This window comes from Acinetobacter sp. CIP 101966 (assembly GCF_000369725.1).
In the GTDB taxonomy this organism is placed as follows: domain Bacteria; phylum Pseudomonadota; class Gammaproteobacteria; order Pseudomonadales; family Moraxellaceae; genus Acinetobacter; species Acinetobacter lwoffii_Q.
In genome coordinates this window covers 1,309,251-1,322,905 of sequence record NZ_KB850160.1, presented here as the reverse complement: position 1 = coordinate 1,322,905, position 13,655 = coordinate 1,309,251, and the positions used below count along the sequence as shown (strand labels likewise).

The following is a 13,655-nucleotide window of genomic DNA, read 5'->3' as shown; positions in this document are numbered from 1 at the left end:
CGACAGCCTCAGAAACCAGGCCCCTGCAACTGTTTATTAAAAACATAGCACTCTGCAAACACGAAAGTGGACGTATAGGGTGTGATGCCTGCCCGGTGCTGGAAGGTTAATTGATGGGGTTAGCGTAAGCGAAGCTCTTGATCGAAGCCCCAGTAAACGGCGGCCGTAACTATAACGGTCCTAAGGTAGCGAAATTCCTTGTCGGGTAAGTTCCGACCTGCACGAATGGCATAATGATGGGGGCGCTGTCTCCAGCAGAGACTCAGTGAAATCGAATTCGCCGTGAAGATGCGGTGTACCCGCGGCTAGACGGAAAGACCCCGTGAACCTTTACTGCAGCTTGACATTGAACTTTGATCTTACTTGTGTAGGATAGGTGGGAGGCTTTGAAGTCGCGACGCTAGTTGCGATGGAGCCGTCCTTGAAATACCACCCTGGTAATATTGAGGTTCTAACTCTGTCCCGTTATCCGGGACGAGGACCATGTCTGGTGGGTAGTTTGACTGGGGCGGTCTCCTCCTAAAGAGTAACGGAGGAGTACGAAGGTGCGCTCAGCGTGGTCGGAAATCACGCGTAGAGTATAAAGGCAAAAGCGCGCTTAACTGCGAGACCCACAAGTCGAGCAGGTACGAAAGTAGGTCTTAGTGATCCGGTGGTTCTGTATGGAAGGGCCATCGCTCAACGGATAAAAGGTACTCTGGGGATAACAGGCTGATACCGCCCAAGAGTTCATATCGACGGCGGTGTTTGGCACCTCGATGTCGGCTCATCTCATCCTGGGGCTGAAGCAGGTCCCAAGGGTATGGCTGTTCGCCATTTAAAGAGGTACGCGAGCTGGGTTTAGAACGTCGTGAGACAGTTCGGTCCCTATCTACCGTGGGCGTTGGAAATTTGAGAGGATCTGCTCCTAGTACGAGAGGACCAGAGTGGACGAACCTCTGGTGTACCGGTTGTCACGCCAGTGGCATCGCCGGGTAGCTATGTTCGGAAGGGATAACCGCTGAAAGCATCTAAGCGGGAAGCCTACCTCAAGATAAGATTTCCCCGAGACTTTATGTCTCCTAAAGAGCCGTTGAAGACTACGACGTTGATAGGTTGGATGTGGAAGCATAGTGATATGTGAAGCTGACCAATACTAATTGCTCGTGAGGCTTGACTATACAACACCCAAACAGTTGTTGTACGAACTTCGAAAGAAGTGAGGATCAATTGATTCGATATTAAACAAAACAGCTTGATTTAGTTACGCTGAACGAACAAAATACACAACTCAGATATATCTGTTAATGAACGATGTTCAAAGCACTGCTTTGAACAGAGTGCAAGATTTGAAGAAAGCTAAGGCAACCATAAGACCTCAGTAAGTAATCATACCAGTTGTGCTGGCGACCATAGCAAGAGTGAACCACCTGATCCCTTCCCGAACTCAGAAGTGAAACCTCTTAGCGCTGATGGTAGTGTGGGGTTACCCATGTGAGAGTAAGTCATCGCCAGCTCATTATTCGAAATCCCCCTCCGCTAAGGCAGAGGGGGATTTTTTTGTGCGTGGAATTTTAGATAAGATATTTAACATATCTATATCTCAAAGTTGATCAGATTCTTCTGAGACAGAGAATTCCTGTTAATTTGTTTGACCTATTGGGATCTCTGTAAAACTAGCGCTATAAGAGTTTACAAGCTGATCTTATAAACCTTACAAAATAAAAAACCAGCGAATCGCTGGTTTTTTATTGCAGACTATTTTAGCCAAACACGCGCATTACGGCTGCGATTAATACCCAAAGAATGACAATCGCCACGATGGGTTCAACAATCTTTGCCCATGTTGGGGTATTGATAACAATGACTTCTTCGACATCTTGATGCTGCTGATTCTGGCTTACCATTTGATTAAACTCCTTCATTGATGCTTCCAATGATAGCTCTTCTTGCACAATTGGTTTAGAGCCTTTGAGTTCTGTTAGCTTGTTTGTTGTCCAAACCCAATCATCTGCTTGACCAGATAAATGTTCAATTTGCCCGGTCAGTAATTCCTGAATGCTATGGATATTATGGTTGCCGGTATCATGCAGTTGTTTTAATTCAATAAGCTGTAAATGAAAAATTTCTGAAGTGCTGTGCTCAAGCTGGGCTCGATCCAGAGTGGATTGATTTTCCGGACTGGTAGCGAGATGACGCACGATTTCCAGGATATATAATTCATCAGGATGATTGATTTCATTATAAATTTTTTGTGGGTTATGACGCCATTCAGTAATAAGTTTTCCTAAAGTTAAGGCATTGATTTCTGATATATATTTTCGTCTTTCTTCTTTTGTATATTCTTTTAGAAGCTCAGGCTTTTGAGTCTCTATCTGTTCAACAAAATATTGTACTAAATCAAAAGCCATTCACTTGCTCCATTATTTTTAATCTAATAGTCTTAAAGTCGGTTTTTTCTTTGGTTGTTCAGTTTGTTCTTCAGTGCTTGATTTTAAAGCATCTTCATCATTTTGTGTATGCTCATATTCACCTGGATCAAAGAATAAACCTTGACCATTTTCACGTGCATAAATACCGAGTACTGCTGCCATAGGCACATAAATATCACGAGAAACGCCACCAAAGCGAGCCGAGAAGCTAATGGCATCATTGCTCATATGCAGCGCATGCACGGCATGTGGCACAATATTCAGAACAATCTGTCCATCTTTAATAAACTGCTCAGGAACCATGGTATTTGGGCGTGTGGCATCCACCAGCAGGTAAGGCGTCATATTGTTATCGCAAACCCACTCATAGATTGCACGTGCCATATAGGGACGGGTAGGGCTAAGGTTGAATTCTTGTTCGGACATGATGTTTCTCTATGGATGTTTGAGTTGCACTGAATAACGGTTCTTTTCCTGCAATGTCATGGATTTTACAAAGGCAGGACGACTAAAAATTCGTTGGCAATATAAATAAAACGGACGGCATTGCTGCTGTGGTAATTCTACGCCCATCTGTTTCAGACGGATAAAAATTGGTGCCAACATACAATCCAGGATACTAAATTGTTCAGACATAAAATAGGGAAAATGCTGGAATAGTGGCATTAGTGAAATCAGGATATCCTGTAACTGCTTTTGTGCCTGAGTTCTGGCTTTCTTATCCAGCGTATCAGGATGGCGTAACATGAGATCAGCCAGTTTCAGCCAGTCATTTTCAAAGCGCCAGATGTATTGTCGTTGCTCTGCCCGGGGCATCGGAGCATCGGCATACAGTTTATTCTGACGATAACGATCATCTACATATTCTGAGATAATCGAAGTATTAAATAATTTAAGTTCATTTTCGATCAGCATCGGCAATTGATTATAAGGATTGAGACTGGCCAGATCCTCATCATCGGCATCCACCAAAATCAGGTTATATTTAATCTGTTTTTCGGTAAGCACATAGCGAATCCAATGGGAACGAAAGTCATCGGCATGACTATAGAGAGTGATTCCTTGAAGAGGCGCGCTTTCGACTGACATAAATCCTGATGAGCTTCTAATGAATAGACTAGGATACTAAAATTCAACCTAAAAAGCACCAAGCATCAAAGATCAATCGGCTTGAGCCAAGGTAGATTATAAGAAAAACAACTGGAGGAAAATAAGATGCTGATCAAGCTTCCTGTCATTTTGCTGTTTATCTGTATTGGGATCGCAAATTATTATTTGATGAAGTCATTCTGGTGTCACGAAGGGGTATGGGGTAAGGATGTACATGAACAATAACAAGAAAAAAGTTCTAAATGACCCACTAACCGCCATAAAAAAACCCTGGAAAATCCAGGGTTTTTTGTCCGATTCGGTAAACGAATTAACGTTTAGAGAACTGAGGACGTTTACGAGCTTTACGTAAACCAAGTTTCTTACGTTCAACTTCACGAGCATCACGAGTAACGAAACCAGCTTGACGAAGAGCAGGTTTTAAAGTTTCGTCAGAAGCGATCAATGCACGAGTAATACCGTGACGGATAGCGCCTGCTTGACCACCAATACCACCACCAGCAACAGTGATGTAAAGGTCATATTTGTCAGTAGCTTCAAGAAGCTCAAGTGGTTGGTTAACAACCATACGAGCAGTTTCACGACCGAAATACTGTTCAAGAGTACGGTTGTTAATTACGAGTTTACCAGTACCAGCTGATAGGAAAACACGTGCAGTTGCGGTCTTACGGCGACCTGTACCATAATTAGTAGCCATGTGCTGTTATCCCTTAGATGTCCAAAACTTGTGGCTGTTGAGCAGCGTGTGGATGCTCAGTACCTGCATACACTTTCATTTTCTTGATCATTGCATAACCAAGAGGACCTTTAGGTAACATACCTTTAACAGCTTTTTCTAGAACTGCTTCTGGTTTGTGAGCGATTAACTTTTCAAAGTTAGTCTCACGGATACCACCAGGGAAACCAGTGTGGCGATAGTATTTCTTATCTTGTGACTTTTTACCAGTCACAGTGATTTCTTCAGCATTAATAACAACGATGTAGTCGCCAGTGTCAACGTGAGGAGTATAAGAAGTTTTATGCTTACCGCGTAAACGACGAGCGATTTCAGTCGCAAGGCGACCTAAAGTTTTGCCAGAAGCATCAACAACGTACCAGTCGTGTTGAACTTCAGCTGGCTTAGCGCTGAGAGTTTTCATTAAACCACTACCTATTATAGTTGGTTTGGACTATGGAATCTGTCCAAACTAAAGGAGACGCGATTCTAAACGAATACGTGAAGAATCACAAATGAAAATTAAAATTTCAAGCGCTGTATTTTATCTAATCTCCCTGGTGAAAGAAAGACCTAAGCCTTTATATGCTACAAAAACTGCAACTATATTTGTAACCATAGTTTCAATGGTATCAAAATATTGATTTATAAGTACTCTTTGCAATGATTACTACAGCGTAGGCGTGATCGGGTTATAATATTTCTCAGCTTTGCCAAATTGAGAAGATGATGCTGCCTTTATATGTCACCAGTGGGGAACCTGCCGGAATTGGTCCTGATATTTGCCTGAGTCTTGCAGAGCGTGTTGATGAGCGCCCAATTGTGGTATTGGCGGATATTCATATGCTCGAGCAACGTGCTCAGATACTCAAATTATCGGTTGAGCTGATTGAATATCAAGGACAGGAGTCATCTTCAGGCATCGGTCAGCTATTTGTAGAGCATGTTCCCGTGCAGCAAGACGTCGTATTGGGTGAGCTGAATCTGAACAATGCGGCTTATGTACTGGAGCAACTGCGTCGATCCGCAGACTATGCCATGTCAGGAAAAAGTGTCGGCGTCGCGACTGCGCCTGTACAAAAGTCCGTGATAAATGAAGCGGGCATTTCTTTTAGTGGTCATACCGAGTATTACCAGGAATTTGCTGGTGTTCCACGTGTAGTCATGATGCTGGCCACCAAAACTTTACGCGTGGCCTTGGCCACTACCCATCTTCCGCTTCGTGCCGTGGCAGATGCGATTACGCCTGAACGCTTGCATCAGGTGATTGATATTCTGATTCACGACCTGAAATCCAAATTCAAGATTGAACAGCCGAATATACTGGTTTGCGGTTTAAATCCGCATGCCGGGGAGGGCGGTTATTTGGGGATGGAAGAAATTGAAGTGATCAATCCGGTACTCGAAAGCTATCGTGCCCAAGGTATCAACATGAGTTTAAGCCTACCTGCTGATACTTTATTTACTCCAGAAAACCTAAAAGATGCTGATGCTGTTCTGGCGATGTATCACGATCAGGGCTTACCTGTGTTAAAATCACAGGGCTTTGGTGAAGCCATTAATATTACCCTCGGCTTACCGTTTATTCGAACTTCTGTTGATCATGGCACAGCACTCTCCCTTGCGGGGACGGGACTTGCGAAAAGTTCCAGCCTGCACGTTGCTGTCGATTTAGCCCTCGATCTGGCGCGCCACTGATTATTGTTCATCACTCACGTTGGAAATGTTTTTATGTATCAAATTAATGCCTTAAACCCAAAAGATGAAGGGCATCAGGCTCGAAAAAGATTTGGTCAAAACTTTTTACATGACCAGCGTGTCATTGCCAAAATTGTACGCTCAGTCAATCCGCGTCCAGGTCAGAACATTCTGGAAATTGGCCCGGGTCTGGCCGCTTTGACTTCACCTTTGATTGGCGAATGTGATGCCTTAACCGTACTTGAGCTGGATCGTGATCTGGCTGCTGGTCTGCCGGGTCGTGTGCCGCATCCGGAACGTTTAACCATTATTGAAGCCGATGCCTTGAGATATGATTATTCTCAATTGTTTCAGGAAGATCGTCCACTACGTGTCGTCGGTAACTTGCCTTATAATATTTCTACGCCATTGTTATTCCATCTTTTGGAATTTGGTGACAAAGTGCAAGACATGCATTTCATGCTACAAAAAGAAGTCGTGGATCGCATTACCGCATCACCCAATACCAAAGAATATGGCCGTCTGTCGGTGATGATTCAATATTTCTGTAAACCGACTTTCTTATTCGAAGTGCCACCTGGATCTTTTAATCCGCCTCCAAAAGTGACCTCAGCGGTATTCCGTTTAGAGCCTTATAAAGTTAAACCGATTGTGGCGAAGAATGAAAAAGCGCTGGCACGTCTGGTATCGCATGTCTTTACCCAGCGTCGTAAAACTCTGCGTAACAGCTTGAAGGGTATGCTGGTCGAAGAAGGTTTTGAAAAAGCGGGTGTTGATCCGATGGCGCGTCCAGAAACCCTAACCCTTGAACAGTTTGTTGCACTTTCAGATCAAATGGTGGCTTAAATTACGATGAACCGCACTGCTCGATATAATTATGTGATTGGGGATGTTCAAGGTTGTTTTGAGGCCTTGAAAGCTTTACTCAAGGAAATCCAGTTTGATGCAGAACAAGATTTTATCTGGTTTGCTGGAGATTTGGTTGCACGTGGTGAAAACTCAATCGCTGCATTGCGGTTTATCAAAAAGCTGGCTGAACAAGGTGCGGCTGCGACGGTCTTGGGAAATCATGATTTGACTTTGCTGGCTTATGCCCGTGGTATCAAGCCAGTAAAAGAAAAAGACAATGTCCGTGATGTGATTGATGCGATCGACAGTGATGACCTGATTGACTGGCTGCGCAAACAGCCAATGTGTCTATTTCCAAATGAGCAGACTATTCTGACGCATGCTGGAATTCCGAATATCTGGAGTGCAGAAAAAACTGCTCAATTGGCACAAGAAGTTGAAGCGATCATTGCTCATGATGACTTTGATGTGCTGGATGATTTCCTGAAAGAAATGTTCGGGAAAGAACCAGCACTCTGGTCGGATCAACTACAAGGCCATGAACGTATTCGCTGTATCGTGAATTACTTGACCCGGATGCGTTTAATCGATGCTAAGGGACGCCTGGAATACAGCTTTAAAGATGCGCTGGATGATCCGATGCCGCAAGGCTTTAAACCTTGGTTTGAGTTTGAATCACAGGCCGCACAAACTCATCAGATCCTGTTTGGTCACTGGGCCGCCTTGAACGGTAAAACCATTTCGAACAAGATTCAGAATGTAGATGGCGGTTGTGTCTGGGGTAATCAACTGATGGCCTTCCGCCTGGAAGATCAGCAGATGTTCGCGGTTGATAATCCGGTGATCTAAGTGTATCCAATAAAAAGCCACGTGATCACGTGGCTTTTTTAATTCTTGGATTCTTGATTAGTCTGCACGAATCCAGGTCTGGTTACGGCCTAGAACTGAAACGCCCATACTGGCACGTAAGGTTAAACGTTTACCGGTATTGTTTAAACGCATTTTTGCATCATAAATTTTACCTGCCAATGGATCGATAATACGACCTTTGTCATAATTTTTGGTGCCTTCAACCAGTTTTAGGCCTTTTAAAATGGTCATGCCTAAAATAGGCTGATTGGTATAAGGTGCAGGGCAGTTATTGCATTTTTCACGTGGATTATAGTCTGGGCGAGGCGTGATTTTTACAATTTTGCCTGAATAGGTATTATTTGCTTCTTTGCTAATGACGATAATCGCTTTAGCCGCCCCCGTTTTATCATCAATTTGTTGCCAGGTCCCGGTAATATCGTCTGCCCACAAATTCGTCATACATCCTGCTGTAAGCGCGGCAAGTAATATTTTTTTAAACATAGAGAGTCATTCCAAAGAATTTTTATCATCGCCCGCTCATGTTAGAAATCTTACTAAAATAGTCAATACTTATCTGAATACTATAGAGTTGATACACTAAAAAAAGCTGCCAATTTGGCAGCTTTTTTGAATAATGAGAATTAGGTATTAATCTTGGCGAATCCAGGTCTGGCTACGGCCTAAAGCGGACACACCCACATAACCACGCAAGGTTAAACGTTTACCATTGGCATTTAGACGCACTCGAGCGTCATAAACTTTACCTGCCAATGGATCAATCACTTTACCTTTTTCATAATTGTTGGTGCCTTCCACATGTTTTAAACCAGTCAATACATCCATGCCCATGATCGGCTGATTGGTATAAGGCGCGGGACATTTATTGCAGGTCTTTTGTGGAGTATAGCCTGGACGTGGAGTCACTTTGATAATTTTTCCAGCAAAAGTCCCATTATCATTTTGACGAATTTCAATAATTGCTTTTGGTGAGCCGGTTTTATCATCAATTTGCTGCCAGATGCCCGTCAGATCCTGTGCATAAGCAGTCCCAGTCATCAGTGCAGCGATGAACATTAATCCTAATTTAGTTTGTTTCATTATATTTATGCCTTTTTTATAGATGAATAAAATATCCCCAACACAAAAGTGCTGTTTTTATTAATCCTGGCGAATCCAGGTTTGTGTGCGACCAATCGCAGAGATCCCGATATATCCACGTAAAGTCAGTCGTTTCCCATTGGCAGAAATCCGCCCTTTTAAATCATAAATTTTGCCGGTGAGTGGATCGAGTACCCGGCCATGTGCATAGTTATTTTTGGTGGTGGGTTTCAGTCCTTTAATAACGTCTAATCCCAAAATCGGTTTATCGGTATAAGGTGGTGGACATTTGACACATTTTTCCCGTGGTGTATAACCTGGGCGAGGTGTGACTTTATTAATCGTTCCGGTATAGGAGCCATCAGCCTGCGTTTTCATTTCAATCAATGCTTTAGGTGAGCCGGTTTTATCATCAATCTGTTGCCAAAGACCAGATAACTCCTGAGCAAAGGCCATAGAGCCTGTGAATAAAGAAGCTGAAAAAACAGTTAAAATTGCGATTTTATACATGCGATATCCTTATCCTTATTTTTTTATGAACATTCACCTAATTCCATGTGGTGAATGTTGACGCAAACTACGTTAATACACTTTCATAATATATATTGCATGAAAAAAGCATATGTTTAATATTCATACAACTTAATGCATTAAAATGCAAGCTTCTATCTACTAAAGCATAACCCCGTCACATTTTATTTAATAAAGCAGGAATTAATCCTGCTTAATCCAGGTTTGACTACGGCCTAGTGCTGAAACGCCGATATAGCCGCGTAGGATCAGACGTTTCCCATTAGCACTTAATTTTGCCTTGGTGTTATAAAGATTCCCTGATAATGGATCAAGCAGCTTGCCTTGAGCAAAACTGTTATTGCCGACGTGCTTTAAGCCAGTGAGCACATCCAGACCGAGAATAGGTTTATTGGTATAAGGTGCAGGACAGGACACACAGTTTTCTTTCGGGGTATATCCAGGACGCGGGGTAATTTTTGTGATCTTGGCAGCATAGACGCCGGAAGCCGTCTCACGAATTTCGAGGAATGCTTTAGGCGAACCAGTTTTGTCGTCAATATTTCTCCATGTGCCTGAAAGGTCAGAGGCAAAGGCCAAATGGCTGAAAGAGGCTAAAAGTAAAGTTGAAAAAAATTGAACCTTATTCATATATCTGTTCCTAGGTTGGATTAGAGTTCTTACTCTATAGTAAGAACGATTACCACATAAAACAAATGATTAATTTGATTCACTAGTCACATTTTTTGCAAATAAAGTATAAACGTAGGCAACCAGACCGCGGTAAAGACTGCATTGACGGCCATACCAAATGCGGCATAACGTCCTGCAATACTGCCACGCTGCCAGGCCTGAGCTGTACCAATGGCATGTGCGGCTAGTCCTAAAGCCAGTCCGGAGGCACGTTCATCATTGATATGTCTCAGAATAAATGGAGAAAAAGCTGCACCAATCACACCAGAAAGAATCACGATCAGAATGACCATGCTGATGGGTGCATCCAGCAGGGTGGCAATATTAATCGCAATTGGAGTGGTCACTGCGCGGGTAGCAAACGCCATAATATCTGCAGAGGACATATGCAGCAGATAAGCTAGTCCCATCGGCAAGGCGACAGCACTGATACTGGCAAAAACCAAAATGCCGATAATGGCTTTGAGCGGCAAGTCATCGTAGCGCATCGCGGCCAAAGGGATAGCAAGTGCGACGGTCACATAGCCGAGTAAATGGTTGAAAAGTGGATTAACTTCATCCATGTAATTTTCATAGGGAATGCCCAGCACAAATAAAATCACCAGTACAAAGAACATGCTGAACACGATGACGGGAATTTGCGGAATGAACCGGTTACAGGGTTTGGCAATCAGATAGGCGATGAGGGTAACCGCAAAGCCATACAAAATAGATAACATGCGGAACTCCTATAACCAGCGCTTGGCCATTTTGGCGTAAATCCATAAAGGAATCAGGGTGCTGAAAAACATGATGAACAGAAAGGCCGGAATTTTCTGGCCCATATGTACCAGCATCATCAGTGCACCTGCACTGACAGGCAGGAAGGCAAAGGCGCTTTCCTTCATGAGCTTGTTATTGGTATCGACCAGGCGAGCAGGAAGCTTGCCAAAATAGCGCCAGGTAAACAGCGCAATTAAAAGGCTCAATAATCCGACCAGATTACCTAATTCAGGATGATTCAGTTGGGTCATTAACCAGACTGAAGCTTCCCGAAAGACAATAATTAGTAAAAGGGTGCCGATCCATGCCGGCCAATCTATTCGTTTTATCCAGTTCATTGCTATGATCATTAATATTAATAAGTTTACTTATCAAGTTTTACTCGATCTTTGACTGGATTTCAAACGCTTCCAGTGGACGTTGAAATTGCTGCGCCTGTTTGCCCAGGATTTCATCTAAAGGTAAATGCGCCTGTTTAATCAACTGTTCCAGTTTCTGTGGGGCAATTCGAATATGCAGATGTAGTTGGCCTTCATCATCATAATGTTCTGACTGGATCACATTCAGACCATAGAGCTGGTTGCGCAGCTTGCCATAAGCGGGTTTCAAGATTAAATCGAAAGACTGTAGTTGCCCCATCAAGGACTCATGTACTGCTTTACGCAGCAGGTCAATTCCTTCGCCACTATGTGCCGAAACATAGACCCGTTCCGGTTCACCTGGACGTCGATAAATAATTTTGGCTTCTTCACCGCTACAGTCAATTTTATTGTAAACCTGCAAGATCGGCACATCTGCACCAATTTCTTTCAGCACTTTTTCTACAGCTTCAATCTGCTCCAGCATTTCTGGGCTGCTTGAATCAATGACATGCAGTAACAGCGTGGCTTCTACGGTTTCCTCCAAAGTTGCTTTAAAGGATTCAACCAGCGAATGGGAAAGGTTACGGACAAAACCTACCGTATCGGCCAGCACCAGATTGCCAATCCCATCCCATTCCAGACGCCGTAAAGTAGGGTCCAAGGTTGCAAACAGCTGATCGGCTGCATAGACATCGCTGTTGGCGAGTAAATTAAACAAGGTGGACTTGCCGGCATTGGTATAACCGACCAAAGATACCGTCGGCACAGCAGCTTTTTGACGAGCAACACGGCCTTGCATCCGGGTCTGGCGGACTTTATCAATGCGTGCCTTGAGCTGTCCCATACGGATACGCAGCAAACGGCGGTCAGTTTCCAGCAGGGTTTCACCCGGGCCACGTAAACCGATCCCGCCTTTCTGGCTGTCGAGATTGCCACGACTACGAATTAAACGTGAAGATAAATGTTGCAGCTGTGCCAGTTCGACTTGCAGCTTACCTTCATAAGTACGGGCACGCTGGGCAAAAATATCCAGAATCAGTTCAGTACGATCGACCACGCGGCATTTGATCACCTGTTCCAGATTTCGGGCTTGGGCAGGGGTCAGGGCATGGTCAAAAATGACCAGATTGGCCTCCAGTTCTTCAACACGCTCAGCGATTTCTTCTGCCTTGCCGGAGCCGATAAAAAATTTGGCATCGGGTTTCACCCGCTGAGCATAAATATGTTCCAGAATTTCAGCATCTGCAGACTGGGCCAGCAAACGAAACTCTTCAGCATCAAGGTCATCCAGCATCTGTACGCTGACACTCACCAGAATGACGCGCTCTTTTCCTCGATGTTGTTGTAAATATTCCACTCAGGCCAATCTCCACTTGAAAACTTTAGTGTAGTTGAAAAAGGGCTGTGCAGATACTGAATTAGCGCGGCTTTGGTTTAGAGTACGCTGATAAACAGTTGTGCAAGTGTTACCAGTACCACGGCATAGATGAAAGTGCCGCCCAAAATATATTTGAGCACTTGTAAAGGTTGAGGTGTGTCGTTCGCGGGCTGGGTTTGATCTGGCATGGCTACGATCCTTTTCAATCTAATATTTCGATAGCTTTATTTTGAATGATTTTTTAATCCAATTAAAATTGAAGATATAGATGTTATTGGTCGATTTTTATTATCAATGCAAGTTGCGAATGAACAGTATAGAATGAGTTTAATTCGTGGATATTCCCTGTATCTCGCTTAGGATTTAATAACGTTTTTATGAATTCAACTGTACAAAACCAGACTCCAGATATCGAAGGCTTGGCCAAGTTTTTCCTGTATAGCCGGAAAATCACAGCTTCATTGGCCACCATCAGTGAGGGGTTCTATTTGGTTTTTCGTCATGGCTTATATAAAAATCCGAATAACCCGACCAATACGCGCTATGTGCAACATTTTTGCCGCCAGTTATGCAAAGTATTCAATATCGAAGTGCAGGTACATGGCGAGATTCCACGTGAACCTGCCTTATGGGTCAGTAATCATGTGTCCTGGCTGGATATTGCCGTTCTGGGTTCCGGAGCGCGCGTATTTTTTCTGGCAAAAGCAGAAATTGAGAACTGGCCGATTTTAGGGAAATTGGCCAAGGGAGGGGGTACCTTATTTATTAAACGTGGTTCAGGAGATTCCGTCAGGATTCGTGAACAAATTACCGGTTTCCTGAAACAGAATATTCCGGTGCTGTTCTTTCCTGAAGCGACGACTTCTGATGGGCGAGCCATCAAAAAAGTGCATGGCCGGATTTTAGGCGCCGCGATTGAAGCGCAGCGTCCTGTACAAATCTGTCTGATTTGTTATGTGAATCAGCAGGGTGAACTGGATATGGTTGCGCCGTTTGTCAATGACATCAGTTTTGCCGCTCATGTCAAAAAAGTACTGGAAATGCCGCAAGTTATTGCACATTTAGTGGCTTTACCTGCAATTGCCACGGAAGGGCATACGGTTGAAAGCCTGACCCGTGTGGTCCAGGAAAAAATGCAGACTGGCCTGGTTGAACTTCAGTCACGGGTATTAAAAAAGCCTCAATAAGAGGCTTTTTTATGGTTTCTGTTCAAAGAA

At 43.7% G+C, this 13,655-nt stretch carries 17 protein-coding genes, 1 rRNA gene and 2 other annotated features; of the genes, 5 read left to right on the top strand and 13 right to left on the bottom strand.

Annotated elements, in window-relative coordinates:
• The first annotated feature begins 12 nt into the window (after positions 1 to 12).
• Positions 13 to 244: a sequence feature (23S ribosomal RNA rRNA prediction is too short), on the top strand.
• A gap of 30 nt (positions 245 to 274) precedes the next feature.
• Positions 275 to 1,147: a sequence feature (23S ribosomal RNA rRNA prediction is too short), on the top strand.
• Positions 1,148 to 1,381: 234 nt separating this feature from the next.
• Positions 1,382 to 1,496, top strand: a 5S ribosomal RNA gene (gene rrf / locus F891_RS12445).
• Between the two features lie 246 nt (positions 1,497 to 1,742).
• On the opposite strand, the gene F891_RS12440 is transcribed toward rrf, so the two are convergent.
• From F891_RS12440 to rplM, 5 genes are all read right to left on the bottom strand, one after another.
• Entirely contained in the window at positions 1,743 to 2,390 is a 648-nt protein-coding gene (locus tag F891_RS12440; protein WP_004281678.1) for a hypothetical protein, read from the bottom strand.
• 18 nt (positions 2,391 to 2,408) lie between these two features.
• Positions 2,409 to 2,837 carry a ClpXP protease specificity-enhancing factor gene (locus F891_RS12435; RefSeq protein ID WP_004281679.1) on the bottom strand — a complete coding sequence of 143 codons (429 nt, stop codon included), beginning with the start codon at positions 2,835 to 2,837 and terminating at the stop codon, positions 2,409 to 2,411.
• A gap of 9 nt (positions 2,838 to 2,846) precedes the next feature.
• Complete coding sequence (locus F891_RS12430; RefSeq protein ID WP_004645969.1) at positions 2,847 to 3,500, bottom strand: glutathione S-transferase N-terminal domain-containing protein; 654 nt, start codon at positions 3,498 to 3,500, stop codon at positions 2,847 to 2,849.
• Between the two features lie 331 nt (positions 3,501 to 3,831).
• On the bottom strand, positions 3,832 to 4,218 hold the full coding sequence (gene rpsI / locus F891_RS12425; RefSeq protein WP_004281681.1) for a 30S ribosomal protein S9: 387 nt from the start codon (positions 4,216 to 4,218) through the stop codon (positions 3,832 to 3,834).
• Between the two features lie 13 nt (positions 4,219 to 4,231).
• On the bottom strand, positions 4,232 to 4,660 hold the full coding sequence (gene rplM / locus F891_RS12420; RefSeq protein ID WP_004281682.1) for a 50S ribosomal protein L13: 429 nt from the start codon (positions 4,658 to 4,660) through the stop codon (positions 4,232 to 4,234).
• A 305-nt stretch (positions 4,661 to 4,965) separates the two neighbouring features.
• Between rplM and pdxA the strand changes: the two genes are divergently transcribed.
• Genes pdxA through F891_RS12405 form a run of 3 tightly spaced genes read left to right on the top strand, consistent with a single transcriptional unit; the run spans position 4,966 to position 7,632 of the window.
• Positions 4,966 to 5,934 carry a 4-hydroxythreonine-4-phosphate dehydrogenase PdxA gene (gene pdxA / locus F891_RS12415; RefSeq protein ID WP_005263668.1) on the top strand — a complete coding sequence of 323 codons (969 nt, stop codon included), beginning with the start codon at positions 4,966 to 4,968 and terminating at the stop codon, positions 5,932 to 5,934.
• Positions 5,935 to 5,967: 33 nt separating this feature from the next.
• On the top strand, positions 5,968 to 6,780 hold the full coding sequence (rsmA, locus tag F891_RS12410) for a 16S rRNA (adenine(1518)-N(6)/adenine(1519)-N(6))-dimethyltransferase RsmA (protein ID WP_004645966.1): 813 nt from the start codon (positions 5,968 to 5,970) through the stop codon (positions 6,778 to 6,780).
• 6 nt (positions 6,781 to 6,786) lie between these two features.
• Complete coding sequence (locus F891_RS12405) at positions 6,787 to 7,632, top strand: symmetrical bis(5'-nucleosyl)-tetraphosphatase (RefSeq protein WP_004645965.1); 846 nt, start codon at positions 6,787 to 6,789, stop codon at positions 7,630 to 7,632.
• 57 nt (positions 7,633 to 7,689) lie between these two features.
• Here F891_RS12405 and F891_RS12400 read toward each other — a convergent pair whose 3' ends face one another.
• The 8 genes from F891_RS12400 to F891_RS18450 all read right to left on the bottom strand — a co-directional run bounded on the left by F891_RS12400 (position 7,690) and on the right by F891_RS18450 (position 12,626).
• Entirely contained in the window at positions 7,690 to 8,136 is a 447-nt protein-coding gene (locus F891_RS12400) for a DUF2147 domain-containing protein (RefSeq protein ID WP_004645964.1), read from the bottom strand.
• Positions 8,137 to 8,283: 147 nt separating this feature from the next.
• Positions 8,284 to 8,733, bottom strand: coding sequence for a DUF2147 domain-containing protein (locus F891_RS12395; protein WP_004645963.1), 450 nt, complete (start codon positions 8,731 to 8,733; stop codon positions 8,284 to 8,286).
• 60 nt (positions 8,734 to 8,793) lie between these two features.
• A complete protein-coding gene (locus F891_RS12390) occupies positions 8,794 to 9,243 on the bottom strand; it encodes a DUF2147 domain-containing protein (RefSeq protein ID WP_004645961.1) in 450 nt (149 codons plus the stop codon).
• A gap of 204 nt (positions 9,244 to 9,447) precedes the next feature.
• Positions 9,448 to 9,894, bottom strand: a complete 447-nt coding sequence (locus F891_RS12385) for a DUF2147 domain-containing protein (protein WP_004732188.1) — start codon at positions 9,892 to 9,894, stop codon at positions 9,448 to 9,450.
• A gap of 86 nt (positions 9,895 to 9,980) precedes the next feature.
• On the bottom strand, positions 9,981 to 10,655 hold the full coding sequence (locus F891_RS12380; RefSeq protein ID WP_005263663.1) for an LrgB family protein: 675 nt from the start codon (positions 10,653 to 10,655) through the stop codon (positions 9,981 to 9,983).
• A gap of 9 nt (positions 10,656 to 10,664) precedes the next feature.
• Positions 10,665 to 11,036: a hypothetical protein gene (locus F891_RS12375; protein ID WP_004281691.1), complete on the bottom strand. Its 372-nt coding sequence runs from the start codon at positions 11,034 to 11,036 to the stop codon at positions 10,665 to 10,667.
• A gap of 40 nt (positions 11,037 to 11,076) precedes the next feature.
• The gene (gene hflX, locus F891_RS12370) at positions 11,077 to 12,417 is read right to left on the bottom strand and encodes a ribosome rescue GTPase HflX (RefSeq protein ID WP_004732184.1); all 1,341 of its coding nucleotides are present in this window, start codon (positions 12,415 to 12,417) and stop codon (positions 11,077 to 11,079) included.
• A gap of 77 nt (positions 12,418 to 12,494) precedes the next feature.
• The gene (locus tag F891_RS18450; RefSeq protein ID WP_005263660.1) at positions 12,495 to 12,626 is read right to left on the bottom strand and encodes a hypothetical protein; all 132 of its coding nucleotides are present in this window, start codon (positions 12,624 to 12,626) and stop codon (positions 12,495 to 12,497) included.
• 189 nt (positions 12,627 to 12,815) lie between these two features.
• Between F891_RS18450 and F891_RS12365 the strand changes: the two genes are divergently transcribed.
• Positions 12,816 to 13,625 carry a lysophospholipid acyltransferase family protein gene (locus tag F891_RS12365; protein ID WP_004281693.1) on the top strand — a complete coding sequence of 270 codons (810 nt, stop codon included), beginning with the start codon at positions 12,816 to 12,818 and terminating at the stop codon, positions 13,623 to 13,625.
• Positions 13,626 to 13,655: the final 30 nt, after the last annotated feature.